Origin of the sequence: Sphaerospermopsis torques-reginae ITEP-024 (assembly GCF_019598945.1) — a bacterium.
Lineage (GTDB): Bacteria > Cyanobacteriota > Cyanobacteriia > Cyanobacteriales > Nostocaceae > Sphaerospermopsis.
In genome coordinates this window covers 2,418,449-2,443,524 of the sequence record NZ_CP080598.1, presented here as the reverse complement: position 1 = coordinate 2,443,524, position 25,076 = coordinate 2,418,449, and the positions used below count along the sequence as shown (strand labels likewise).

The following is a 25,076-nucleotide window of genomic DNA, read 5'->3' as shown; positions in this document are numbered from 1 at the left end:
GAGTGATGTTTTTATTATAACTCAAATTCACTATATTCAAATATAAAAATATTTATTTTGTAAGAAGATTTTTGAATTTTATTGTTTGAATTTTATTCAACTAATTTTATTTACTGATTTTCGTTGTTATGAGTCAGCTTTTTCAGACTTGTGCCAAAAACAGCTATTTGATAATTAACCAATTTCTTAAAAATTCTGACTCCTGTAACTCCTGACTCCTGTACTGGCGAAGCATTCGGTTGATAAATTTTCGATTTTTACCCAATATTTTTGTCCGAATGCTTCGCCCCTACTGACTCCTGACTCCTGATATTTCAAAACATTTCTGCAAAATTGCCACAATTGTGCTACCCTAGTATAGTTGTCTAAATTCCGCACATCCGGGGATTCGGGTGTTTCCGCTGTGGAAATACGCCTGGATGGAGGTTTAACCCGAATAGGAGCTATAAAATATGCCAGTCGTTTCTTTGGCTCAGATGATGGAGTCAGGTGTTCACTTTGGGCATCAAACCCGACGTTGGAACCCTAAGATGTCTCCTTACATCTACACTGCTCGCAATGGTGTACACATCATCGACTTGGTGCAAACCGCGCAGTTGATGGATGATGCTTACAACTATATGCGGACACAAGCAGAACAAGGTAAAAAATTCTTGTTTGTGGGTACAAAGCGCCAAGCAGCGGGAATTATTGCACAAGAAGCTACCCGTTGTGGTTCTCACTACATTAACCAGCGTTGGTTGGGTGGAATGCTCACCAACTGGGCTACCATTAAAACAAGAGCAGAACGTCTAAAAGATTTAGAACGTCGGGAAGAAAACGGCGCATTAGACTTATTGCCCAAAAAAGAAGCGTCAATGCTACGTCGGGAAATGACGAAGCTACAAAAATACTTGGGCGGCATTAAAAATATGCGGAAAGTGCCTGACATTGTGGTAATTGTTGACCAACGTCGGGAATATAACGCTGTTCAAGAATGCCAAAAACTGGGTATTCCCATTGTGTCTATGTTAGATACAAACTGTGACCCAGATGTGGTAGATATTCCCATCCCAGCCAATGATGACGCAATCAGATCGATTAAACTGATTGTTGGTAAATTAGCAGATGCTATTTATGAAGGCCGTCATGGTCAGCTGGAAGTAGAAGAAGATTACGAAGATTACGAAGGCGCTGAGGAAGAGTACGACTACGATGAAAGTGAGTACACTGACTCAATGATGAGCGATGACGACGAAGAATAAGTAGGGGCGAAGCATTCGGAAAATAGCCTTGGACAAAAATTTATAATTGGTCGCCCGAATGCTTCGCCCGTACAGGAGTCAGGAGTTAGAATACAGAGTATTTGAATGTATTCTGAATTTTGTTTTCTGACTCTGGAAGACGAGGATATACAACTTCATCGCTTTTCTTTACCAGCCCTGAGTAAGATAGAAATACTCAACACCCGTTAGCGATTATAACTCTAGGTCAAGTTAGGATAGGAATTGAGGCAACATGGCGGAAATATCTGCAAAACTCGTCCAAGAGCTACGCCAAAAAACTGGTGCCGGCATGATGGACTGCAAAAAGGCGCTGAAGGAAAATGATGGCAATATCGACGCAGCTATAGACTGGCTACGTAAAAAAGGCATCGCTTCAGCGGGTAAAAAGAGCGATCGCGTGGCAGCGGAAGGTTTAGTAGACACCTACATTCAACCTGATGGTAAGGTGGGTGTACTGATAGAAGTAAACTGTCAAACTGATTTTGTTGCCCGTAACGACGCTTTTAAATCTTTAGTTAAGAATCTGGCACAACAAGCTGCTACTGCTGATAGCATTGAGTCTTTGCTGGCTCAACCCTACATTGAAAAGGCAGAAGTAACTGTAGATGAATTTATCAAAGAAAGTATTGCTACCTTGGGTGAAAATATCCAGGTGCGACGCTTTGTTAACTTCTCTCTTGGTGATACACCAGGAGTAGTAGACAGCTACATCCACACTGGTGGTAGAGTGGGTGTGTTGCTGCAAGTAAGCGCCAAAACAGACGCTGCTGCTGATAACGAAGAGTTTAAAAACTTGGCTAAAAATGCAGCAATGCAAGTTGCCGCTTGCCCCAATGTTGAGTATGTTAGTGTAGACCAAATTCCTGCCGAAACTGTCCAAAAAGAAAAGGACATTGAAATGGGTAAGGAAGACTTGGCGAATAAACCAGAGAACATCAGAGAAAAGATTGTTCAAGGACGGATTGAAAAACGCCTAAAAGAATTGACTTTGTTGGATCAACCTTATATCCGCGATCAAAGCATTTCTGTAGCAGACTTAGTGAAGCAAGTTCAGTCTAAAGTCGGTGCAGACATCACAGTACAAGGCTTTGTGCGCTATGTACTAGGTGAAGGCATTGAAAAACAAGAAAGTAACTTTGCTGAAGAAGTAGCTGCTCAAATGGGCGCTAAGTAATGGCGCTAAGTAATTTAGTTATGAGTCAGTAGTCAGTAGTTAGTTCTTAATAGTAGGTTATTAACTAAAGCTGCTGGACTAAAGATTTTTGACTAATTATTAAATCAGTACACAGTAGACAGGTCAGATAGTTTATGGTAAAATAAATGTTGATGACACTGATAACTGATAACTGATAATTGTAAAATCACAGGTCTGGCAAATTTTGCTGACCTGTATTTTATTGGCAGCCGTAGTTACGAAAAATATAGTCAAATATAGCAGGAGTCAGGAGTCAGGAGTCAGGAGTCAGGAGTCAGGATTAAAACCCTTTTGTAGTAAGAGTTTCATGATTAATTGATGTCCTAACTACTCTGTCTACGGCTATATTTCTAAATATATCAAGTTTACGCCTTAATGGGCTAACTACGAGCCGCACTATAGTCCAAACTCCAGATGTTCTGGATGATTATTTTCACTGCAAATTGTAAATTTGTATCAAAATAAAATTCAGGTGGAGAAAAAAAGGAAAATATGGCCAGATCAATTGAGCGCATAGAACAAGATATTACAGCCATAAAACAGGCGATTAGAGCGATCGCCACAGAACTCCACAGCAATTATGTCAATTATTTAACTATCCTGGGTGAAGCTTTACAAAAACAGTTAATTTTGGCAGTTTATCACCTTTGTACTCAAGGATATCCTGATAAATTTCTCAAATTGTCACTGAATCAGCGACAACAATTGCAACAAGGTATTCGTAAATTAGGACAAAAAGGCGCACAACAATTGCTTGTTTATCTTCAAGGTGGAGATACGGAAGAAACTGAAGAAACTGAGGAATTTGAAGACGCTGAAGAAACTGAAGAAATTGACGAAACTGAAGAAAGTGAAAACGATCCTCAATCGAAAATTCAAGAGCAAAAATATTTAGATCCTTCCAACCCCATAGAAGTGGCACAATGGCATCAAGATTTAGAGGAAGGAATTCAGAATACTCTGAGAAAAGTTTCCCAGGATGCTAATTCTTTAATTCAAAAAGCGGGAATTTTACCGAAAAAATTACCAGAACCGATTTTAGCAGCAGCAGCGGCCGCAGTTTCAGAAGCTTCAGGGGAAGTGATACCGGGTCCACCTAATCTATTAAACTTAGTAATTGAAATCAGTAGTGAGGAGGAATCAGAAGATTCTAGCTTGACACAACTGATGACCCTGAACTTGCGACTAGGAGACATTGAATTTGCTGATAACACACTCTTGTCAGCACGCAAACAAATTCGTAATATTTTACTGCAACTGAATAAATTAGGAAAAGAATATCAAAAGAAACACAAAGAATTGAAAATTGCGGAAGCGGAAGCTGCTTGGCGTGCAAGTTGGTTTGAGGATTAGTTTAAGGTGACAGGTGACAGGTGACAGGTGACAGGTGACAGTGAAGAGGTCTTTACTAATAACTAATAACTAATAACTAATGACTAATGACCAATGACTAACGAAATTCCCGATTGGATAAGATTACATAAAGCCTTGACTGTAGAGGCTGAATCTGGTTTTGTGGATTTAATGGGTAGACAATATCGCTTTAGTGAATTTCTCAGTTTAACCTTTGGGAAATTTCCTCAAAGTTTACCAGCAAAAGAGCGATCGCGCTGGCATCACATCGCCTTTCAATTTGCTGAATATCCAGATTTAGCAGTAGAAATTAGACAGCAGTTAGTTGCTGAAGTTAAAACCTATCTTTATCAATTACAACAACAATTAGAATCGGGTGAACAGCAACATCAAGACATAAAAAAACAAGAAATAAAAAAACAGGAAATTAAAACTCAGGAAATTAAAACTCAGGAAATTAAAACCCAGGAAAAAAATTATTCAACAAAAACAGTTAAAACCACTCCTATTGTGACTGAAACCAGTCGGAGACTAGCGCCAAAAATTGAGCAAAAACTCAGCGATTTACCAGAAATTGGCATCAAGAGAGCAGAAAATTTATCTCGTTTAGATTTATCAACAGTGAGAGATTTACTGTTTTATTATCCTCGTGATTATATTGATTATGCTCGTCAAGTTAACATTCAAGAATTACAGGGAGGTGAAACAGTAACCATCATCGCCGAAGTCAAGCGTTGTAATTGTTTTACCAGTCCTAAAAATCAAAAGTTATCAATTTTAGAACTCTTATTAAAAGATAAAACTGGACAAATAAAAGTTAGTAGATTTTATGCAGGATCGAGATTTAGTAGTCGTGGTTGGCAAGAAAGTTTAAAACGGCGCTATGCTGTGGGTAGTGTGATAGCAGCTTGTGGTTTAGTTAAGGCTAGTAAATATGGGGTGACATTAGATAATCCCGAAATAGAAGTATTAGCAAATCCTGGTGATGCAATAGAATCTTTTACTATTGGGCGGGTTGTACCGATTTATGGTTTAACTGAAGGAGTTGTTGCAAATACCGTGAGACAAGCGGTAATGGCGGTTTTACCTGCGGCAGCAAATTTAAAAGATCCTTTACCAGTTGGTTTAAGAAAAAAATATGAATTAATGGAATTAAAAGACGCAATTCCTAATATTCATTTTCCTAAAGATAGTGATACTTTAAAATATGCTCGTCGGCGTTTAGTATTTGATGAATTTTTCTATTTACAACTTGGTTTATTACAACGTCAGAAACAAGCTAAAGCAATTCAAACAAGTGCGGTTTTAGCACCAAAAGGCAAATTATTAGAACAATTTAACGAAATTTTACCTTTTAAATTTACTAACGCTCAACAAAGAGTTATTAACGATATTCTCAATGATTTACAAAAACCTACACCCATGAATCGTTTAGTGCAGGGTGATGTAGGTTCGGGTAAAACTGTGGTAGCTGTAGTTGCGATTTTAGCAGCAATTCAATCGGGTTATCAAGCAGCTTTGATGGCACCTACGGAAGTATTAGCAGAACAACATTATAGGAAGTTAGTTAGCTGGTTTAACCTCTTACATTTGCCCGTTGAATTATTAACAGGTTCGACAAAAACAGCCAAAAGGCGAGAAATTCATTCTCAGTTAGAAACAGGTGAATTACCTCTTTTAGTGGGAACTCATGCGTTAATTCAAGATAAGGTAAATTTTCAACGTTTGGGTTTAGTTGTCATTGATGAACAGCATCGTTTTGGGGTAGAACAACGAGCGAAATTACAACAAAAAGGTGAACAACCTCACGTTTTAACTATGACTGCAACTCCCATTCCTAGAACATTAGCGTTAACAGTTCATGGTGATTTAGATGTGAGTCAAATTGATGAATTACCACCAGGAAGACAAGCAATTAAAACTTCTTTGTTAACAGGTCATCAAAGACCCCAAGCTTATGATTTAATGAGAAGAGAAATAGCCCAAGGTAGACAAGTTTATGTGGTTTTACCTTTAGTGGAAGAGTCAGAAAAATTAGATTTGCGTTCAGCAATAGACGAACATCAAAAATTACAAGAAAGCGTTTTTCCTGAGTTTCAAGTGGGGTTATTGCATGGAAGAATGACTTCCGCAGAAAAGGATGAAGCTATTACTAAATTCCGGGATAATGAAACTCAGATTTTAGTTTCTACGACGGTGGTAGAGGTGGGTGTGGATGTTCCTAACGCCACAGTGATGTTAATTGAACACGCGGAAAGATTCGGGTTATCTCAGTTACACCAATTACGCGGGCGTGTGGGACGGGGTGCAGCGCAGTCCTATTGTTTATTGATGAGTAGTTCCAGAAGTCCTGATGCACAACAACGGTTAATGGTGCTGGTACAGTCTCAGGATGGGTTTTTTATTTCGGAAATGGATATGAGGTTTCGTGGTCCTGGGGAAGTGATGGGGACTAGACAATCGGGGGTAGCGGATTTTACTTTGGCTAGTTTGGTGGAAGATGAGGATGTGTTGCTGTTAGCGCGACAAGCTGCGGAGAAGGTGATTGATATGGATGCAAGTTTAGCGCGTTGGCCGTTGATGAAGGATGAGTTGCAGTATAGGTATGCGCGGTTAATGGGGGGAGCGATTTTGACATGATTTTTATATATGGACATATAGTTAATCATCTCAATTATGAATTTGGAGTTTTGATCTCAATATATGGCGGGCGGTAAACAGTCAATTAGTAAATCTCCAGTGATAGAGCGTAGTTCTTGCACGCATTCTTCAAGAATTGCTAAAGCTTTTTCTTTTTTTGTCAGCTTACCATCTGCAAAAGCTTCGGCAATATTTTGATTAAGTAAATCGGATGAAATAATTCTGCGCCGTATTTTATCAAAATCATCATTATTAATCAAGTTGATTAACAATTGCTCCAAACAAATAATTCTTTTGCAAAGTCTTGATTTAATATTAGCTAAACTAGAATTTGATATAGCTTTTAAAAATCTTTTGTCACTAGTCAATATGTAAAAATCTGGTTCATTTTTTGTGGCAGCAACAAGCAAAGCTTCCCCAGAGTCAATTCCTTCTAAACATAAGGATGGTAGTTCTGAAATATCAATTGCTTTCTGATCAATTGTTTGGCATTTATCTGCTATATCTTTAGCCCTTTGAATACTTTGCTGTTTATATTTCCTTTTTAACCTAGAAGATCCAGCAAAAAAACTTGAGGCTGTAGGTAGGACTCTAATGTTTTGCTGGGATGTATTTAAACTGGGAAGCATACCCCAAAAAAGATCGTATGATGCCAGTTCTAAAATGACATCATTATCAACTAAATAGACTAACAAGAAGAAACTCCTCACTTAGACAAAATCACACCCTGTTACAAGTCTAAGATATTCTTCGCTGTCTGTGTCTAATTCTTCCCAATCTAAATTTTTACTAAGAAACAGATTAATTTTTGCAGAGGCTTGGGCGTTAGGTTCAATAATTTTTAAAGCACCAGTTCCAATACGCCAATCAGATTTTTGCCAAGCATAGTTTAAAGCTACTACGCCAGGATCTACTCTATCTTGATTACCGAGTTCGTTTGCTGTGCGTGCTAGGTCTATTGCACTCGAAATTTGTTCCCATCTGTATCTAGTTTCTCCAAAAAGCAGCTTTTCTGCAAATTCATTAGCTTCTTTTTCTTCTTCGTCTTGAATTTCTTTGTTTATATCTTGATCAACTAATACTCCATCCTGAACATGACCACAAGCAATATGTCCAAGTTCATGAGCAATTACAAAAACTAAACGAGCAGAAAATTTCCATCCAGAACTAATTACAATTATTGGGCGACCATTTAGATGTGCTGCCATCCCATCCATTTTAGGAGTGTTTCGAGGGAAGTCAGAAAAGTGTATAACTGGAATACCGCAAGACCAGCAAAAGTTAATAAGACTATCAAGGTCTACACAAAAATTATTTTCAAGAATTATTCGCCTGATTTCTGAAGGATATCCTGAAACCCCTTGGTAAGAGGATTTACAAGCATATCCAGTCATTTCAGCAATGCGTGTCGCTAAACCTTGAGCGATTAATAGCTGCTGTTCATCAGTATTTTGTCTCTTTTTAAACTTAGGGCTATTAACTTTTTTAAATTCAATAGGAACGTTGAGATTAAAAACTGATCCTATATCCAAACCTAGACGCTTGGAAATGTAACCTGCTGCCTCCATTACAGCAACAGGATTTTTTTCTAGCTCACTGTTCCACCATTCAGGTAAAGCTTTATCTTGAATAAAGTTTTGAGGAAAACCCATTTTTGATAAACGATCATACAGCGTTGGCATTTCCAGTGTTTGATTCATAGCATTCCTCCGCTGACTATCAAATGACTCCAGCCCGTAATTTGATACAACTTTTATATAATTACATTATTGCTGCATTTATGGCAGCATTTTTAGCTAGAAATGAATTTTTTTGGTACATATATACTATATTATAGCATAATCTGTTTGCAATGCAAGAATTTTTTGGACGAGTGATCAAATCTCAGAGGTTGTTTCAAAAGTTTTTTATTGTCATCACAATACCTTCGCCAAAATCAAAAATATCTTGATTTGTAGGTTGGGTTGAGGAACGAAACCCAACAAATACGTTGAGTTTACGTTGGGTTTCACTTCGTTCAACCCAACCTACGGGAAAATGGCAAAGGTCTTGCATCAATGACACTGATTGATCCCCCCAACCCCCCTTAAAAAGGGGGGCTAAATTCTTTAAAGTCCTCCTTGAAAAGGGTGATTTAGGGGGATCTGAAAGTATTTGATACATCATGAGAGACTTTTAAAACATCCTCTTAGATTGTGTTGATAAACTCCAATCCAAAATCTAAAATCTAAAATCTTATTAACCTGTCACCTACTAACTAAACTCCATTGTCTCGATAAACTCTAAAATATTTTGTTTAATATCCTCAGCTTCATCCAAAATAGAACCCGGAATGTCACCATTGAAAAATGTCCGCTGACTGCTAACTATATACAAAAAGTCACCATTGATAAATGCTAACAAACCCCGATAGGCATCTAATCTGATGGCATTGCCGTTAGTTTCTTGTTTGGAAATTGTTGAACCTTTGGGCATATCAACTAATACATAATAATAACCTTTTAAGGTATCTTGCAAATATTCTGTATATTTGATTTCTGCACCTGGGACATTAACAAAAATGGCTTGTGGTAGATATTTCTCGACCAGAATTGAGTGAAGATATGTTTCTGATCCTTGAGATTCCATTGTTGCTAAATGTTCGGTTGGGAGAGGATAATAATCTATTCTCAGTAAAGTACCGACATCATCAGAAAAGCCAACTATTCCTTCTTGACTTTGAATTTTTCCTCCCTGTTCTGGGGTAACTGGTATGGGAACAATAAAATTACCCAAAGGTGATTGATATATTTCTTGTCCAAATTCATCTAATAATATTGTTTCCTGTTCTATGTCTACATATTCTTCTTGATATTCTGCTTCTTCTATTGCAGCTATGATTTCTTTGATCATTTCTTCTGCTTCTATATCTTCTAGTTCTAAAGCTTGTTGTAGTTGTTTGATGTACGGCTGTTTTGGTGTGGGAATAGTTAGGGTTTCGTCGTCTAAAAGCAATACTACCCCAGCAGCAAAGGCATCTAATACTATTTCATCTACAAGGCTGGCGTTGGCGGTGTTGAATAATGCCCCTAGTCCTTCATTTTCAGCGATCGCTACTAGTCTATCAACTATTTCTAGCATTTCCTCGGCTGAGTATTCATCAAAAACCTCAAATTCCCAGAGAATACTGGCTAAACTTTCTGCATCTAAGTCTTCAATGGAAGAATCAATTATTCCGGTAATTACACCTATAGCGGCTACCGCTTCTTCTGGACTTAGTGATTCTTCTGAGATTTCTTTTGACTGAAATATTTTATCATACTTGGTCATAATAGTTAGCTCCATCAATGGTCTTTTAGTAATAACCGATGTCTCAGGGTAACAATTGTTAGTTTAGCAAGGATACAAACCTTGTCTAGATTTTATTTAGTGATTTTGGTAATCTATGTAACCAGTAAAGGATACCACAAACTAGTGGCCACTTTTCCTGATTACTGTTTTTTCCCTATAGATAAGGTTTCTAAATCTGATTTTTGAGTTTCATTCATACACAAACCTATGTAACCTTATTTACTAGATTGAGTAATACGTTCCTCTATATCTTCCAAGGTGCGTAACAATAGACGTTTTGCTTGTAACTGCCAACCCCATTTTTGGATTCTAAAAGCTGCTAAAGTTCCCAGTATGGCTGCTAATAAACCGATAGGTTGATTCAGAGAAATTCCCAATAATAAACCCAAACCGCCAATACCCCAAAATGGCAAGGCTGCTGCTTGTCTTTGTTCCTCTACTATTTCAGCAATTTTACCAGATTGCATTGTAGCTAATAATTCTGATTTCATTTGCCGTTGTTGTACTAATGATAAGGATAAACTTATCTTCCTGCGTAGTTTTTCTATCTTTCTGGCATCAGTGCTGTACTCGGTTAGTTCATCTTCTGCCATTTTCAAGAATTTTTCTAATTGTGACATGGTGCATCTATCCGCTGTTTTATGTACAGTTATTATCTCTAATAATTGTTCATTTTTCTTGACTAGAGTATTATAATCACCCCGATCACCTAATGGTATTGCTGATCTTGCCTTTTCCCAAGGATCTGCGAGGTGCGATCGCCACTGCATACCAAATTCTTTGTCAAGAATACAATAGACTTCTGGTGAAAAAATTTCATGTTGATTTTCCTCATAAAATCATTGGTAACGTCTTCTAATATATTTTTGAATTAAAGGATTAAGAACCCAAAGAATTATCTCTTCTAGTATATCATCCTTGTCAATAATGCCAACTTTCCATAAATTATTTATCGCATCACTAATTTCTCCTTGAGAGGAATCAGGAAAATATTGATAAATTTGAAAAATGGTTTGCGGTTCTGTTGCTGCTGCTAATGTCTTGATAATATTTTGTTGTAAATTAGGCAAAGAATAAATCTGGTTGTCCAATAAATCCATGAATACATTATGCAGAAACAATGTACTATCCAGAACTTTCTCAATTTTACCATTATGTACACTTTTAATATTTTCACCAACTAAGATCAAAGCTAATGGATGTCCTTTATAGTTTCTAATTAATGTATCCATACCCGGATCTTGAAGTCCTAAATTGTGTAATAATATCCTCGCATCTTTATTATCTAAACCAGATAATGACAATTGCTTAAGATGATTTTGATTTCTGATTGAATCTAGGATCGCAGGTTTTTGTAAACTAGTTAACAACACACAACTTTGATGTCGCAAATTACCAATCTGGCTAAGTAATTTGTTATAATTTTCCGATGACGTTGTATTCCCCATAACTCCTTCCCATTGATCAAATACTAACAAACAACGATGGTTTTTTAAATAATCAATCAGATTTAAAATTCTGGGAAATGAACTTATTTCTGAACTACGATATCCAAAGCAACTTTCCAAATGAGTTATAAATTGTTCCCAATCAGGCGAAAATTCTAGATTTTTCCAAATAACATAATCAAAATTATCTTTAATGTTTTCTACTAACTCTCTGACTAAGGCAGTTTTACCAATTCCAGTTAGCCCAAAAATACATACTAAACGATACTCTTGCTTAATTATCCATTCATCCAACTTAGCTAGTTCTATTGTGCGTCCATAGAAATCATTAAAATCTTGTGCTTCTCGTAAATTTATATGTGATATATTTTGTCTTATTTTTTCAAATACTTGTGGTTGTTCAGATTTTAAAATTTTTTTGATGGTTGCTCTGCAATTTTTCTTGTTGATATCTAATCCTGTAAGTTGTCTCAACTTTCTCCATAATTTGGGAGCTTTTACATTACTGATATAAGATAAGTCATAATTGGGAATTTTCTCACTCATTCTACTATAAGATATACCTTCTAAAGAATATTTGAAAATTTCTTCTTCCAGAACATCTAAGTTCAAATCTATTCCTCTTTTTTGATGCAACCAATCCCGGAATTGTCTGATTATTTCTTGTTCATTCATAGTCGCACTTAATCTTGTATTTTTGGACGTATCTTAGAGGGTGTTTGAAAAGTTTTTAGTAGTCAAAATTTAGGCGAGTCGTCTAACCATAATACGGATCATGGCGAGGTAGATAAGAGGATGTTTTAAAAATCAGAGAAGGCTAAAAATTATGCCAGCCGTCGAACCATGAGACGAAGCATAGCAACATAGATGAATGTTTCGGAAGTTTCAGGTAATCGTTCATAATCCTTGTTTAAACCGTTATCTACACAGTTAAGCATATAATTTATGAGATTTGTTACAGCAGCTTCCCACTTTTAAAACATCCTCTTAAAATTGTATTATAAAATTGTGTTTATTTTATTAACTTTATTAGGTTAATACTTAAAAAAATTAGTGATGACAATCACATTAAGTTCTGCAATAAATGGGTTGTATAAACACTTTTGAAACAGAATCAAGGTGAAATATATGACTACCATACATGGCACAAATGGAAATGACTTTTTAGTGGGAACACCTGCAAATGACTTCATCTACGGCTACAATGGCAATGATACCCTCTTTGGTCTTGAAGGCAATGATTATCTAGATGGTGGTAATGACAATGATTCACTCAATGGTGGCTTAGGTAATGATACCCTGATTGGTGGCTTAGGCAATGACATTCTTGATGGTGGCTTAGGCAATGACATTCTTGATGGTGGCTTAGGCAATGATACCCTGATTGGTGGCTTAGGCAATGACATTCTTGATGGTGGCTTAGGTGCTGATCTCCTGATTGGTGGTGATGGTAGTGACACATACTATGTAGATAATGCAGGTGATGTAGTTACGGAATACTTTAACGATGCTTTGGGTGGTGTAGATACAGTATTCTCCTCTGTGAACTTCACCCTGGGATTTGGACTAGAAAACCTGACATTAACTGGTTTTGGTAATATTAATGGTACAGGGAATGGCAATAACAATGTGATCACTGGTAACAGTGCCAATAACATTCTCATTGGTGGCTTAGGTGCCGATACCCTGATTGGTGGTGATGGCAGTGACACATACTATGTAGATAATGCAGGTGATGTAGTTACGGAATACTTTAACGATGCTTTGGGTGGTGTAGATACAGTATTCTCCTCTGTGAACTTCACTTTGGGATTTGGACTAGAAAACCTGACATTAACTGGTTTTGGTAATATTAATGGTACAGGGAATGGCAATAACAATGTGATCACTGGTAACAGTGCCAATAACATTCTTAATGGTGGCTTAGGTGCTGATACCCTGATTGGTGGTGATGGTAGTGACACATACTATGTAGATAATGCAGGTGATGTAGTTACGGAATACTTTAACGATGCTTTGGGTGGTGTAGATACAGTATTCTCCTCTGTGAACTTCACTTTGGGATTTGGACTAGAAAACCTGACATTAACTGGTTTTGGTAATATTAATGGTACAGGGAATGGCAATAACAATGTGATCACTGGTAACAGTGCCAATAACATTCTCATTGGTGGCTTAGGTGCCGATACCCTGATTGGTGGTGATGGCAGTGACACATACTATGTAGATAATGCAGGTGATGTAGTTACGGAATACTTTAACGATGCTTTGGGTGGTGTAGATACAGTATTCTCCTCTGTGAACTTCACTTTGGGATTTGGACTAGAAAACCTGACATTAACTGGTTTTGGTAATATTAATGGTACAGGGAATGGCAATAACAATGTGATCACTGGTAACAGTGCCAATAACATTCTTAATGGTGGCTTAGGTGCTGATACCCTGATTGGTGGTTTAGGTGCTGATACCCTGATTGGTGGTTTAGGTGCTGATAAATTTGTATTCAACAACCAATTTCAAGGTGTTGATATCATCAAGGACTTCCAGTGGACACAGGGTGATCAAATCGTGGTCAGCCAAATTGGATTTGGTGCTACCTCCTTGAATCAGTTCAGCTATAACTCCTTAAATGGTAATTTGTCCTTCCTGGGGAATACATTTGCCGTAATTGAGAACAAACCATCAGGTTTTGTGGTTGCCTTAGATGTTGTATTGGTCTAGATTACTAAGAGATTGTTTGAAAAGTTTTTTACGGTAATGTTAGACACTTAAAGATTCCCCCTAATCCCTTAATAACAGGGATTTAGGGGGATATCAAAGTTCGGTTAAGGATTTTTGTAGGTTGGGTTTACCGTGTGGAAACCCAACAAACCCTTGTAACCCACATTCCGCACCCCCTGGTATCACAATCGGTAATTTCGTATTTTTGAATTCCTTTAAAAATCATATTTATAATCGTGGTAACAATCGTCAAAATATTTTCTTGGAGCGCAAAAATTATATTTATTTTCTCCGATTGCTCAAAGAACATCTTACAAACAATGCAGTAGATATTATTGCTTACTGTTTAATGCCTAATCATTATCATTTGTTGGTATATCTGAGAGATGAGATCCTATCTGATGCTATGAAATCTCTCTCACTTGCTTACACAAAAGCAATTAATAAAAGGTTTAATCGTTCCGGGGTATTATTTCAGGGACGATTTCAAAGTATTCATGTTTCACAAACTGAATATCTTTTCCATCTTTGCCGCTATATTCACCTCAATCCAGTCAAAGCAGGAATAGTAGATCAACCAGGAGAATGGTAATTTTCTAGTTATTTGGAATATGCAGAATTGGGACTAGGAAAAATACCCAAAATAGACTACATCAAAATGCACATTGAGGAAGAATCAGCTTACCAACAATTTTTACTAGATTATAATTTACCTAATGGTATTGGCTTTAAAAGACTGCTACTTGATGATTAGTTTGGCACTCGGCACAGATCCCTGACTTCTATGATTAATTATCTGTTTAATAGCGAAATCTTTTAAAGAAGTCGGGGATCTTAATCTTCGTTTATACATCAAAATACAATTTAAATATATATAATTTAAATATAATTGAATCATAGCCATACTTGAATTACCATAGTTTAAGGTTATGGTAAACTAACCATACCAGAAATTTACATATCTAATAGCCAATGACTAAAAAATGGTTTAGAATCTGCACAACAGCAATATTTATCCTATCATTGATCTTACGATTTTGGGGATTAGGAAGATTTAATACCCTCGTATTTGATGAGGTTTATTTTGCCCAATTTGGTAATAATTATCTTACCAACACTCCCTTTTTTAATGCCCATCCTCCCCTGAGTCAATATATCATTGGTTTAGGAATTTGGATTGGTAATCATATTCCCTTTTGGCAAAATCCTGTCAACGGTGCAACAGGTTCTTTATTATCTCCTTGGAGTTATCGGTGGGCAAATGCTTTTACAGGTTCATTAATTCCCTTAATAGTTATTTTCCTCACTTATCAATTAAGCTATCGTCGTGGTTTCGCTCTATTGGCAGGTTTATTTACAGCTTTGGATGGTTTATTTTTGGTAGAATCTCGCTATGCTTTAAGTAATATCTATATAGTGATTTTTGGATTAATCGGACACTGGTTTTTATTATTAGCTTTGGAGAAACAAAATCAACAACGTTGGTTTGCTTTATTCATAGCTGGGATTAGTTTTGGTGCTTCCATTGGTACAAAATGGAACGGTTTATGGTTTCTTACTGGTGCTTATGGAATGTGGATAGCAGCTTGGATAATTCGTTGGTTGCAATCTTTTTCACCTTCACCACGATCACCTTTATTTTCTTATTTACGCAACTCCTTTTCAGCCAATAATAATCAAATTAAAAATCAAGAAAATACCCCACAAATACCACTGCAAAAAATTACGCAAATCAATATTTTACAAATGGTATTTTTTCTCGGAATTATCCCTATATTAATGTACAGTTTAATTTGGATTCCTCATCTCCAACTAGACACAAGTTATGGATTTATAGAAGTTCACCAACAAATTTTACAGTTTCATCTTCAGTTAGGTGGTAATGATTCTAGTGTACATCCTTATTGTGCTGCATGGTATAAATGGCCATTAATGACTCGCCCAATGGCTTATTATTATCAAATTACTCAAAGTTTTCAAGATCCCCTTCCTGTATTTGGACCACCCTTACCTCCTGGTGCGGGGAAAGTGGTTTATGATGTTCATGCAATGGGTAATCCTTTTTTATGGTGGTTTGGTTTGGCAGTGATTATATTTTTAGTAGTCATGTTATTTGTAAAAATCATTTTACCTGGAATACAACAACAACGATTATTTATTCCCAAAAATCTCGGCGTTGATACTTGGATTGGTTTATATATTGTTATCAATTATGCTGCTAATTTATTACCTTGGGTGAAAGTAAATCGCTGTGTCTTTATCTACCATTATATGAGTGCAGTGGTATTTACATTTATTGCACTTGCTTGGTTTGTTGATCAATGTCTTCGCAGTTATTATAGAGGAATGCGGATATTTGGACTGACAATCACTTTTACTATTATAGTTGCTTTTGTTTTTTGGCTACCTATTTATTTAGGTTTACCTCTTTCTATGGAAGATTATCACCTACGGATGTGGTTTAGAAGTTGGATTTGATGTAAAAGTGGCAATAAATATCCCCGACTTCTTATTTTGATAATTTCCATTAAATCTGATTGATGTTCAGAAGTCAGGGATCTGGAATTTAAGATCCAAGATTTGATTTTTTCTTAATATATCTACATAAAAAGCGTTTAATTACTCACTTGTGTTTTACATTTATTATCGGTATTCAGAATAACTACCTGTTACACTGTAAGCAGTTAGGGTAAATCTACCCAATTACAAAAAAGCAAGGCAATGATATAGAGAATACCAAAAATTAACCAAGTAATCACAAAATCTAGAAAAAGCAAATTAGTAGAATTTAACATCTCATTCAGTTTTTTAGCTACATAATCATCTGCAAGTTAGTTGAACATAACATTGAAAAGTGCTAAGAGAGTTACATCTGGGTAGGTTAATAAACCTGACAAGTGAAAACATCTATCGCTAACTCTGCTCTTGATGCACCTAGATAATAGAGGGGAATCGTGATGGATATCAGCTTACAACTACAAAGCTTACAACTACAAAATGTTTCAGATATTAATATAACCAGCTTGAAAGAAGCACCAATTCATCTTTCTAGCCAAATTCAACCTTATGGTATTCTGTTAATATTAGAAGAACCAGAATTAAATGTATTACAGGTTAGTAATAATACCTTAAATGTTTTCGGCATTTCTCCCGAAAATATGGTGCAGAAAAAATTAGAAGATTTAATCGATCCATTCCAGTTTGAGAGAATTAAATCTGGGTTATTAGATCAGAATCTAGATTTTATCAATCCTACCAAACTTTGGATTAAGAGAAAAGGTGATGAATACACAGTATTTGATGCTGTATTTCACCGTAATTCTGAAGGTTTTTTAATTCTAGAATTAGAACCTGCAATTTCCCAAGAAAATATTCCCTTTTTAAGCTTTTACCACTTAGCCAGAACATCCATTAATCGGTTAGAAAACACCAAAAATCTGAGAGAATTTTGTCAAATCATTGTTCAGGAAGTGCGGAAAGTCACCGGATTTGATCGAGTCATGCTATATAAATTCGATGATGATGGACATGGTTCAGTTATTGCTGAAGAAAAAATAGGCGAGTTAGAATCTTACTTGGGTTTACATTATCCAGAATCAGATATTCCCAAACCTGCAAGAAAATTATTTATTGATAATTCTATCAGGTTAATTCCCGATGCTAATGTAGAACCTGTAATAATTTTTCCTGTTGATAATCCTGTTACAAATCGTCCAGTTGATTTAACTAACTCTATTCTCAGAAGTCCCGCACCTTGCCATATAGAATATTTACATAATATGGGGGTTGGTGCTTCTTTGACAATCTCTTTGATTAAAGATAAAAAACTTTGGGGATTGATTGCTTGTCATCATAAAACACCTAAATATGTTTCCTATGAATTGCGAAAAGCTTGCGAATTTTTAGGGAGAGTGATATTTTCTGAAATTTCCGCTAGAGAAGAAACCGAAGATTACGATTATCGCATGAATTTGACCTATATTCAATCACTTTTAGTTGAATATATGTCCCAAGAAGATAACTTTATTGATGGTTTGGTGAAAAACCAACCAAATCTTTTAGATTTAACCAGTGCCACAGGAGCAGCAGTTTGTTTTGGAGGAAATTATACTTTAATTGGGGAAACTCCCAAAGAAGAAGAACTGAATTTTTTAGTAGAATGGTTAAAGAATAATATAGAGGATGAAGTCTTTTATACGGATTCTTTGGCTAATATTTACCCAGATGCGATTAGTTTTAAAAATGTCGCTAGTGGTTTATTAGCTATTCCTATTTCCCAAAGGAATTATGTATTATGGTTTAGACCGGAGGTGATTCAAACTGTTAATTGGGGTGGAAATCCTAATCAAGCTTATGAAGTTAATCAAACTCAGGGAAATTTACATTTATGTCCCCGCAAATCATTTGAACTGTGGAAAGAAACAGTTAGATTAACATCCTTACCTTGGCAATATGTAGAAATCAAAGCAGCTTTAGAATTGCGGAAAGCAATTGTGAATATTGTATTACGTCAAGCGGATGAATTAGCACAATTAGCCCATGATTTAGAAAGATCAAATGCGGAATTGAAAAAATTTGCCTATGTTGCTTCCCATGATTTACAAGAACCATTAAATCAAGTAGCAAATTATGTGCAATTATTAGAAATGCGTTATGAAGCTGCCCTTGATGAAGATGCGAAAGAATTTATTAATTTTGCAGTCGAGGGAGTCAGCTTAATGCAAACCTTGATTGATGATGTATTAGCATATTCCAAAGTTGATACTCAAGCGATCGCATTTCAAGTTACAGAAGTAGAAACAGCCTTAGAAAAAGCATTAAGTAACCTCCGCAAACGCATTTCCGAAACCGACACAACCATTACCCATGATCCATTACCCACTGTCATGGCTGATGGTACACAAATAATGCAATTATTTTTAAACTTGATCGGTAATGCGATCAAATTTCGCTCTCACGAACCACCAAAAATTCATATAGGTGCAGAAAGATTAGAAGATGAATGGTTGTTCTCAGTACGCGATAATGGAATAGGCATAGATCCGCATTTTAGCGATCGCATTTTTGTCATCTTTCAACGTCTCCACACCAGGGATGAATACCCCGGTACTGGTATGGGTTTAGCAATTTGTAAAAAAATCATTGAATGTCATCGGGGGCGAATTTGGGTAGAGTCACAACTCGGACAAGGTGCAACCTTCTACTTTACCATTCCAGCAGGAGGACGTGATCGTGAGCGTAGAAACGGAAGAAACACACAAAATAATCTTTTTAGTTGAGGATAATAAAGCCGACATTCGCCTCATCCAAGAAGCATTAAAAACCAGTTCACTACCTCATCAGGTAGTGACAGTTAGGGATGGAATAGACGCAATGGCCTATCTGCGTCAAGAAGGTGAATATGCAAATGCAATACGCCCCGATCTGATCCTTCTCGATTTAAATTTACCCAGAAAAGATGGACGAGAAGTATTAGCAGAAATTAAATCTGATCCCAAACTCAAACGCATTCCTGTGGTAGTGTTAACAACTTCCAAAAACGAAGATGACATTTACCACAGCTACGACTTGCACGTAAACTGTTACATCACCAAATCCCGCAACCTCGCCCAATTATTTCAAATAGTCAAAGGTATTGAGGAATTTTGGTTTGCTACCGCCACTTTACCCACAGAATAATACTGGTGATTGGTGATTGGTAATTGGTGATTGGTGATTGGTGACTGGTGACTGGGTAAAAATAAATTGATAATTCATAATTCGTAATTAAAAAACTGCCCCCTGCCTCCTGAACTCCTGAACTCCTGAACTCCTGGAAAATAATGACTGCAACTTGCTTGGTAAAAATCTTGTTAATAGAAGACAACTTGGCGGAAGCTAGGTTGTTACAAGAGTTTTTGAAGCAATCCCCATCAAAAGAGTTTAGTTTAGTTCATGTCCAAAGATTACGAGATGCTTTTTATGAATTAAGTCAACAAAACTATGACGTAATTTTGTTAGATTTAACCTTACCTGATAGTCAAGGATTATCATCCCTACCCTTACTAATGAGTCAAGCACCCAGCACACCTATTGTTGTTCTTACTAATATCAATGATGAAGAATTAGCAATAGAAGCTGTGAGACAGGGAGCGCAAGATTATTTAGTCAAAAGACAAGTAAATCCAGATGTCTTAGTGCGTTCAGTTCAGTATGCGATCGCCAGAAAACAAGTTTTAGAACAATTACGCACAGTCAATCAAACATTAGAAATCACAGTTGAAGAAAGAACTGCTGAACTGGAAAAAGCCCAGGAACTATATCAGTTTAAAACTGAATTTGTTTCTATGCTTTCCCATGACATTCGTAATCCTTTAAATACGATACTCTTAGCTGCGGGATTGCTACAAAATAATGATGATAAATTAACCCAAGAAAAGAAATTAAATCATTTAAAAATGATTCGCTCCGCAATTAAAAACATGGCGCAATTATTAGATGAAGTTTCATTTATTGGTAAAGCCGATTCTGGCAAATTACAATGTCAACTTTATCCTTTAAATTTAGAAGCTTTTTGTCATCAAATATTAGAAGATACTCATTTAACTGCTTTAGAGAAACGAGTGACTATAGAATTTACCAGTTCTGGTGACTTTAGCTCAACTCTTTGGGATGAAAATTTATTACGGCATATTTTAGGAAATATCCTCAGTAATGCTATTAAATATTCCTACCCTGATAGCAAAGTCAAATTTGAATTAACCAGACAAGAAAAAACAGCAACCTTCAAAATTCAAGATTGGGGAATTGGTATTTCTACAAAAGATCAAAATCAACTCTTTATTCCCTTTCATCGTGGTGAAAATGTCAGCGGTATCTCCGGTACAGGTATGGGTTTAGCAATTGTGAAAAAATGTGTGGAAGCGCATGGTGGTGAAATTAAATTTGAGAGTCAAATTGATGTGGGAACAACTTTCACAGTTACTTTACCTGTAATTAAAATTGAAATTTAATGCTTTACAAACATTGCTCGATAAACAGGTTCACCTTTATTTTGCGTTGCTATTTCCCTTTCTGTAGGTACAGGAAGCGGATTTTCTGCTAACCATTTTTCCGTTCCCATTTTTGCAAATGCTGGATTTTCTTGGAAGCGATCGCACATTTCCACTCAAAATCTCTCTTCCCAGAGTTCAGCAAGAGCAGTATTCAGTAGATAAAATGTTATTTTTTCAATACCTTCGCCAAAATCAAAAATATCTTGATTTGTAGGTTGGGTTGAGGAACGAAACCCAACAAATACGTTGGGTTTTACTTCGTTCAACCCAACCTACGGGAAAATGGCTAAGGTATTGTTTTTATAATAAATTAATAATGGTTTAAACTATACGCATATCTGTATTTTGTTGCACAGCTAGTCTGCCACTATTTAGTAATGGCTACATCTACATCAGGTATCAGTTTCTTTACGTCTAAAATGATATACAAACTTGCAGAAGTGTTGAATGTTACAGCAGTTTCGAGGTAAATGAGGTACAAGGTTAACAGGCAGGATGCCTGTTCCACAAGGGTTTTATCATTAAAATCTGTACCTCAGAATACCGAAAACTGCTGTAAGATTTTGATGGTGATACTAAATTTGAGCAATTAATGACTCTATTCTCAATAGACAATGGATTTTACCTGGGTAAAGCGCAAAGATTGTAAAGTTTTATTGCAGGATTGAACACTTATGACAAACTTGTATTGGGTCAAAATTAGAATAAATACGGATGTTTAGCTCGTAACACTGTCAATCAGTTTTGAATGGGTGCATTATGTACAACATCAAAGTTAAACAAGCTGGCATGGGTAATTTTTTAACACCGTTCCAGCGCCAACTGCTGCAAAAAAAAATACAAGAAAATTGCTCTGAGTCCTACCGACAACGGATTGAAATCATGTTGTTGGCAGATCAAGGGAGAACTCAAACAGAAATTTGTCAAATTTTGGGATGTTCTGCTGCCACAGCAAGACATTGGATACACATAGCCCGTAGTGGGATGGCGCATCAATGGCAAGATTGTCCAATTGGCCGTCCTAAAACAGTCAACGAAGAATATTTAAAACGTTTAAAAGAATTAGTGATCAGTAATCCTCGTGATCATGGTTATCCTTTTCAGCAATGGACAACCAACTGGTTGCAGAAACATCTAGCAAAGGAATTTGGGGTTGAGGTGAGCGATCGCCATCTGAAGCGACTCCTCAAGCAGATGGGATTATCAACTCGATGCAAAACCAATAATTACCAAGCAACTATCAAAGGAAATGCTGGAAGTTCCAAAATCGTGATTTACGACCTTAAATCCGACAACATACCAGAAAATGATGGATTTCAGCCCATTCAACTTCCCAAATTAGATACAAAGTCAAAAACTTATGGTGCAAAATCTACCCGATTCATTGGTTTCTCTAGAACAGTTGAACCAAGCGTTAGGTCATTCTTTGTCCGCAGCAGAATTTCAAACTTACTACCAACAATTTAAATTCAAAAGCCCAAAAGTAGGCAAAGTTTGGCAAGGACAAGATGTAGAGCCAGGATTATACATTGCGATCGCAGGTAAAGTCAGATTAGTACATGATAACGAAGAGGTAATTACTAATGTAAAACCTGGAGAATCTTTTGCGGAATTTACCTTATTCCCAGAAGCTAACTTTCAGCCTTACGGAGCCAGAGCAAGTGTCAATGTACAACTATGCTTTATTCCGGCTACAGTTTTGTCAGCCTTGATGATTAAATATCCCCAAATCCGAAACCATTTATTTGCCAAGGCTAATGCAATTAATTCCAACCTAGTAAATTCAGAGGAATTACTGACATCTCCTCAACAGTCAATTCTTCCAACACCTGTCACAGAACCCAGAGAACCACAGCCATCAAAAAAGATTAGCAAAGCTTACCTCCCCAGTCCTACACAGCGCGTTGGACATTTACTACAACGAACCATTCGCCGTTACCCCTTTTTTGCCCAACAAAGTGCTTCTGACTGCGGTGCGGCTTGTTTAGTGATGGTATCTCGGTATTGGGGAAAACGGTTTAGTGTCAATCGTTTACGGGATATCGCTAATGTTGACCGCAATGGTGCATCCTTGCGCGGTTTATCCACAGCCGCAGAAAGTATTGGCTTTAGTACCAGACCAGTCAAAGCCACTCTCAACAAGTTAGCCGAGCAAAAATTACCAGCAATTGTTCACTGGGAAGGCAAGCATTACATTGTTGTTTATGAAATTACCCCTAAATCCGTCATTGTCGCCGACCCAGCCATTGGTCAATTAACCCTTAGCCATGCTGAATTTACAGCCAATTGGACTGGCTATACACTGCTGTTGCAACCCACAGCATTTTTAAAAGATACCCAAGAGACCATCACCCCCTTTTGGCAATTCTTTGAATTAATCAAGCCCCACAGCTTGGTTATGTTGGAAGTATTTGCTGCATCTGTGTTTATTCAGATATTTGGACTGATTACCCCATTATTTACTCAGTTAATCTTAGATAGGGTAGTAGTTCAACGTTCAGAACTCACCTTATTTGCTGTTGGTTTAGGATTACTAATTTTCAGTTTATTCCGTGTGGCGATGATGGGGTTACGGCAATATTTATTAGACCACACAGCCCATAAGTTAGATGTCGCTTTAATCGTGGCTTTTATTCGCCACACCCTGCGTTTACCCCTGAGTTTCTTTGAATCCCGTTATGTCGGTGATATCATCTCTCGTGTCCAAGAAAATACCAAGATTCAACGCTTTCTTTCCGGTGAAGCTTTATCTATTTTACTAGATGTAATCACTGTATTTATCTATGTGGGATTGATGTTTTGGTATAGTTGGAAAATGGCACTTTTAGCATTAGTAATTGTGCCACCTTTTTTCCTGTTAGCATTGATTGCTACGCCCTTTTTACGGAGAATATCTAGAGAAATTTTTAACGCCTATGCCACTGAAAGTAGTTACCTAATTGAATCTCTTTCTGGGGTGAGAACAGTTAAATCTACAGCAGTGGAGCAAACGGTACGTTGGCATTGGGAAGAATTATTAAATAAGAGAGTTAAAACCAGCTTTTCTGGGCAAGTTATCGGTAATCGCCTGCAAATTTTTAGTAATTTGATTGAGGGGGTTGTTACTACTGGGTTACTATGGTATGGGGCATATCTAGTAATTCAAAATCAGTTAACTATTGGGCAATTAGTAGCATTTAATATGCTGCTAGGAAATGTGATTACCCCATTTCAAAGATTAACTGTTTTGTGGAATGAGTTACAAGAAGTTATCATTGCCATCGAGCGGATTAATGATGTATTAGATACAGAACCAGAAGAAGATTTACAGCATCAAATCAAGCAATCTTTACCACTAATTCAGGGTCATATTCGCTTTGATAATGTCACATTTCGTTATCACCCAGAAGGTGATATTAACGTTCTAGAAAACCTCAGCTTTACCGTAAAACCAGGACAAATGGTGGCTTTAGTCGGTCGTAGTGGTTCAGGAAAGACGACTATTTCTAAGTTAGTTTTAGGCTTGTATCCACCTACGGATGGTAAAGTATTAATTGATGGACATGATATTACCAGCCTTTCCTTACGTTCTTTACGGGAACAAGTAGGGGTAGTTGACCAAGATACATTTCTATTTGGCAGCACAATTCGAGAAAATATTAGCTTAGGACAACCAGGGGCAAATTTATCAGCAATTATAGAAGCAGCACGATTAGCCGGTGCTGATGAATTTATCAGAAAGTTACCGATGGGCTACGAAACCCAAATTGGTGAAGGTGGGGGAATGTTATCTGGTGGACAACGTCAACGAATTGCTATTGCCAGGGCATTATTAGGTAATCCCTCACTGTTGATTTTAGATGAAGCAACTTCTCATTTAGATGCTGAATCAGAGCGGATTATTCAAAATAACTTAAATACCATCCTCAAAGGCAGAACCACATTAGTAATTGCTCATCGTTTATCCACTGTCCGCAATGCAGATTTAATCTTAGTCCTGGATAAAGGTGTGCTAATTGAAAGTGGTAATCACGAAGAGTTAATGGCTAAACGGGGGCATTATTTTTATCTCAATCAACAACAGTTAGATAATGCAGCTTAATCACATTCC

17 protein-coding genes and 3 pseudogenes are annotated in these 25,076 nt (G+C 36.8%); 12 read left to right on the top strand and 8 right to left on the bottom strand.

Features of this window, described 5'->3' with window-relative positions:
- Positions 1 to 452 precede the first annotated feature (452 nt).
- The 4 genes from rpsB to recG all read left to right on the top strand — a co-directional run bounded on the left by rpsB (position 453) and on the right by recG (position 6,453).
- The gene (gene rpsB / locus K2F26_RS11430; RefSeq protein ID WP_220611568.1) at positions 453 to 1,244 is read left to right on the top strand and encodes a 30S ribosomal protein S2; all 792 of its coding nucleotides are present in this window, start codon (positions 453 to 455) and stop codon (positions 1,242 to 1,244) included.
- Positions 1,245 to 1,497: 253 nt separating this feature from the next.
- Positions 1,498 to 2,439, top strand: a complete 942-nt coding sequence (tsf, locus tag K2F26_RS11425; protein ID WP_220611567.1) for a translation elongation factor Ts — start codon at positions 1,498 to 1,500, stop codon at positions 2,437 to 2,439.
- Between the two features lie 513 nt (positions 2,440 to 2,952).
- Positions 2,953 to 3,813, top strand: coding sequence for a hypothetical protein (locus K2F26_RS11420; RefSeq protein ID WP_220611566.1), 861 nt, complete (start codon positions 2,953 to 2,955; stop codon positions 3,811 to 3,813).
- A gap of 93 nt (positions 3,814 to 3,906) precedes the next feature.
- Entirely contained in the window at positions 3,907 to 6,453 is a 2,547-nt protein-coding gene (gene recG, locus K2F26_RS11415) for an ATP-dependent DNA helicase RecG (RefSeq protein WP_220611565.1), read from the top strand.
- A 56-nt stretch (positions 6,454 to 6,509) separates the two neighbouring features.
- Here the strand turns inward: recG and K2F26_RS11410 are convergent, their stop codons facing one another.
- The 7 genes and pseudogenes from K2F26_RS11410 to K2F26_RS11380 all read right to left on the bottom strand — a co-directional run.
- Complete coding sequence (locus K2F26_RS11410; RefSeq protein ID WP_220611564.1) at positions 6,510 to 7,148, bottom strand: hypothetical protein; 639 nt, start codon at positions 7,146 to 7,148, stop codon at positions 6,510 to 6,512.
- A 15-nt stretch (positions 7,149 to 7,163) separates the two neighbouring features.
- Complete coding sequence (locus K2F26_RS11405; RefSeq protein ID WP_220611563.1) at positions 7,164 to 8,105, bottom strand: ImmA/IrrE family metallo-endopeptidase; 942 nt, start codon at positions 8,103 to 8,105, stop codon at positions 7,164 to 7,166.
- A 244-nt stretch (positions 8,106 to 8,349) separates the two neighbouring features.
- A complete protein-coding gene (locus tag K2F26_RS11400) occupies positions 8,350 to 8,517 on the bottom strand; it encodes a hypothetical protein (RefSeq protein ID WP_220611562.1) in 168 nt (55 codons plus the stop codon).
- A 189-nt stretch (positions 8,518 to 8,706) separates the two neighbouring features.
- Positions 8,707 to 9,762, bottom strand: a complete 1,056-nt coding sequence (locus K2F26_RS11395) for a tellurite resistance TerB family protein (protein ID WP_220611561.1) — start codon at positions 9,760 to 9,762, stop codon at positions 8,707 to 8,709.
- 236 nt (positions 9,763 to 9,998) lie between these two features.
- Positions 9,999 to 10,403 carry a hypothetical protein gene (locus tag K2F26_RS11390; RefSeq protein ID WP_220611857.1) on the bottom strand — a complete coding sequence of 135 codons (405 nt, stop codon included), beginning with the start codon at positions 10,401 to 10,403 and terminating at the stop codon, positions 9,999 to 10,001.
- Between the two features lie 219 nt (positions 10,404 to 10,622).
- Entirely contained in the window at positions 10,623 to 11,906 is a 1,284-nt protein-coding gene (locus tag K2F26_RS11385; protein ID WP_220611560.1) for a helix-turn-helix domain-containing protein, read from the bottom strand.
- Between the two features lie 149 nt (positions 11,907 to 12,055).
- Positions 12,056 to 12,145, bottom strand: a pseudogene (locus tag K2F26_RS11380) (IS5/IS1182 family transposase); the annotation flags it as partial.
- Positions 12,146 to 12,359: 214 nt separating this feature from the next.
- Here K2F26_RS11380 and K2F26_RS11375 point away from each other — a divergent pair.
- From K2F26_RS11375 to K2F26_RS11350, 6 genes and pseudogenes are all read left to right on the top strand, one after another.
- Positions 12,360 to 13,952 (top strand): calcium-binding protein, encoded by a 1,593-nt coding sequence (locus K2F26_RS11375; RefSeq protein WP_220611559.1) that lies wholly within the window; start codon positions 12,360 to 12,362, stop codon positions 13,950 to 13,952.
- Between the two features lie 181 nt (positions 13,953 to 14,133).
- Positions 14,134 to 14,706 (top strand): annotated as a pseudogene (locus K2F26_RS11370) (transposase).
- Between the two features lie 218 nt (positions 14,707 to 14,924).
- Complete coding sequence (locus K2F26_RS11365; RefSeq protein WP_220611558.1) at positions 14,925 to 16,430, top strand: dolichyl-phosphate-mannose--protein mannosyltransferase; 1,506 nt, start codon at positions 14,925 to 14,927, stop codon at positions 16,428 to 16,430.
- Positions 16,431 to 16,909: 479 nt separating this feature from the next.
- Complete coding sequence (locus tag K2F26_RS11360; protein ID WP_220611856.1) at positions 16,910 to 19,231, top strand: sensor histidine kinase; 2,322 nt, start codon at positions 16,910 to 16,912, stop codon at positions 19,229 to 19,231.
- Entirely contained in the window at positions 19,185 to 19,631 is a 447-nt protein-coding gene (locus K2F26_RS11355; protein WP_194052127.1) for a response regulator, read from the top strand. The genes K2F26_RS11360 and K2F26_RS11355 overlap by 47 nt, the downstream gene beginning before the upstream one ends.
- Before the next feature lie 143 nt (positions 19,632 to 19,774).
- On the top strand, positions 19,775 to 20,944 hold the full coding sequence (locus K2F26_RS11350) for a hybrid sensor histidine kinase/response regulator (protein ID WP_220611557.1): 1,170 nt from the start codon (positions 19,775 to 19,777) through the stop codon (positions 20,942 to 20,944).
- Here K2F26_RS11350 and K2F26_RS11345 read toward each other — a convergent pair.
- A pseudogene (locus K2F26_RS11345) lies at positions 20,941 to 21,099 on the bottom strand (tRNA (guanosine(46)-N7)-methyltransferase TrmB); the annotation flags it as partial. The gene K2F26_RS11350 and the pseudogene K2F26_RS11345 overlap by 4 nt on opposite strands.
- A gap of 646 nt (positions 21,100 to 21,745) precedes the next feature.
- On the opposite strand from K2F26_RS11345, the gene K2F26_RS11340 reads away from it, so the two are divergent.
- The gene (locus K2F26_RS11340) at positions 21,746 to 22,453 is read left to right on the top strand and encodes a helix-turn-helix domain-containing protein (protein WP_220611556.1); all 708 of its coding nucleotides are present in this window, start codon (positions 21,746 to 21,748) and stop codon (positions 22,451 to 22,453) included.
- Positions 22,347 to 25,067: a peptidase domain-containing ABC transporter gene (locus K2F26_RS11335; RefSeq protein WP_220611555.1), complete on the top strand. Its 2,721-nt coding sequence runs from the start codon at positions 22,347 to 22,349 to the stop codon at positions 25,065 to 25,067. The genes K2F26_RS11340 and K2F26_RS11335 overlap by 107 nt, the downstream gene beginning before the upstream one ends.
- The last annotated feature ends 9 nt before the right edge of the window (positions 25,068 to 25,076 follow it).

What these genes read in the sequence shown, in the direction of transcription:
- K2F26_RS11340 (WP_220611556.1), top strand. Translation starts at nt 21,746, where the DNA reads ATGTACAACATCAAAGTTAAACAAGCTGGCATGGGTAATTTTTTAACA.
- K2F26_RS11395 (WP_220611561.1), bottom strand. Translation starts at nt 9,762, where the DNA reads ATGACCAAGTATGATAAAATATTTCAGTCAAAAGAAATCTCAGAAGAA.
- rpsB (WP_220611568.1), top strand. Translation starts at nt 453, where the DNA reads ATGCCAGTCGTTTCTTTGGCTCAGATGATGGAGTCAGGTGTTCACTTT.
- K2F26_RS11420 (WP_220611566.1), top strand. Translation starts at nt 2,953, where the DNA reads ATGGCCAGATCAATTGAGCGCATAGAACAAGATATTACAGCCATAAAA.
- K2F26_RS11390 (WP_220611857.1), bottom strand. Translation starts at nt 10,403, where the DNA reads ATGTCACAATTAGAAAAATTCTTGAAAATGGCAGAAGATGAACTAACC.
- K2F26_RS11365 (WP_220611558.1), top strand. Translation starts at nt 14,925, where the DNA reads ATGACTAAAAAATGGTTTAGAATCTGCACAACAGCAATATTTATCCTA.
- K2F26_RS11375 (WP_220611559.1), top strand. Translation starts at nt 12,360, where the DNA reads ATGACTACCATACATGGCACAAATGGAAATGACTTTTTAGTGGGAACA.
- K2F26_RS11360 (WP_220611856.1), top strand. Translation starts at nt 16,910, where the DNA reads ATGGATATCAGCTTACAACTACAAAGCTTACAACTACAAAATGTTTCA.
- K2F26_RS11335 (WP_220611555.1), top strand. Translation starts at nt 22,347, where the DNA reads ATGGTGCAAAATCTACCCGATTCATTGGTTTCTCTAGAACAGTTGAAC.
- K2F26_RS11385 (WP_220611560.1), bottom strand. Translation starts at nt 11,906, where the DNA reads ATGAATGAACAAGAAATAATCAGACAATTCCGGGATTGGTTGCATCAA.
- recG (WP_220611565.1), top strand. Translation starts at nt 3,907, where the DNA reads ATGACTAACGAAATTCCCGATTGGATAAGATTACATAAAGCCTTGACT.
- tsf (WP_220611567.1), top strand. Translation starts at nt 1,498, where the DNA reads ATGGCGGAAATATCTGCAAAACTCGTCCAAGAGCTACGCCAAAAAACT.
- K2F26_RS11405 (WP_220611563.1), bottom strand. Translation starts at nt 8,105, where the DNA reads ATGGGTTTTCCTCAAAACTTTATTCAAGATAAAGCTTTACCTGAATGG.
- K2F26_RS11350 (WP_220611557.1), top strand. Translation starts at nt 19,775, where the DNA reads ATGACTGCAACTTGCTTGGTAAAAATCTTGTTAATAGAAGACAACTTG.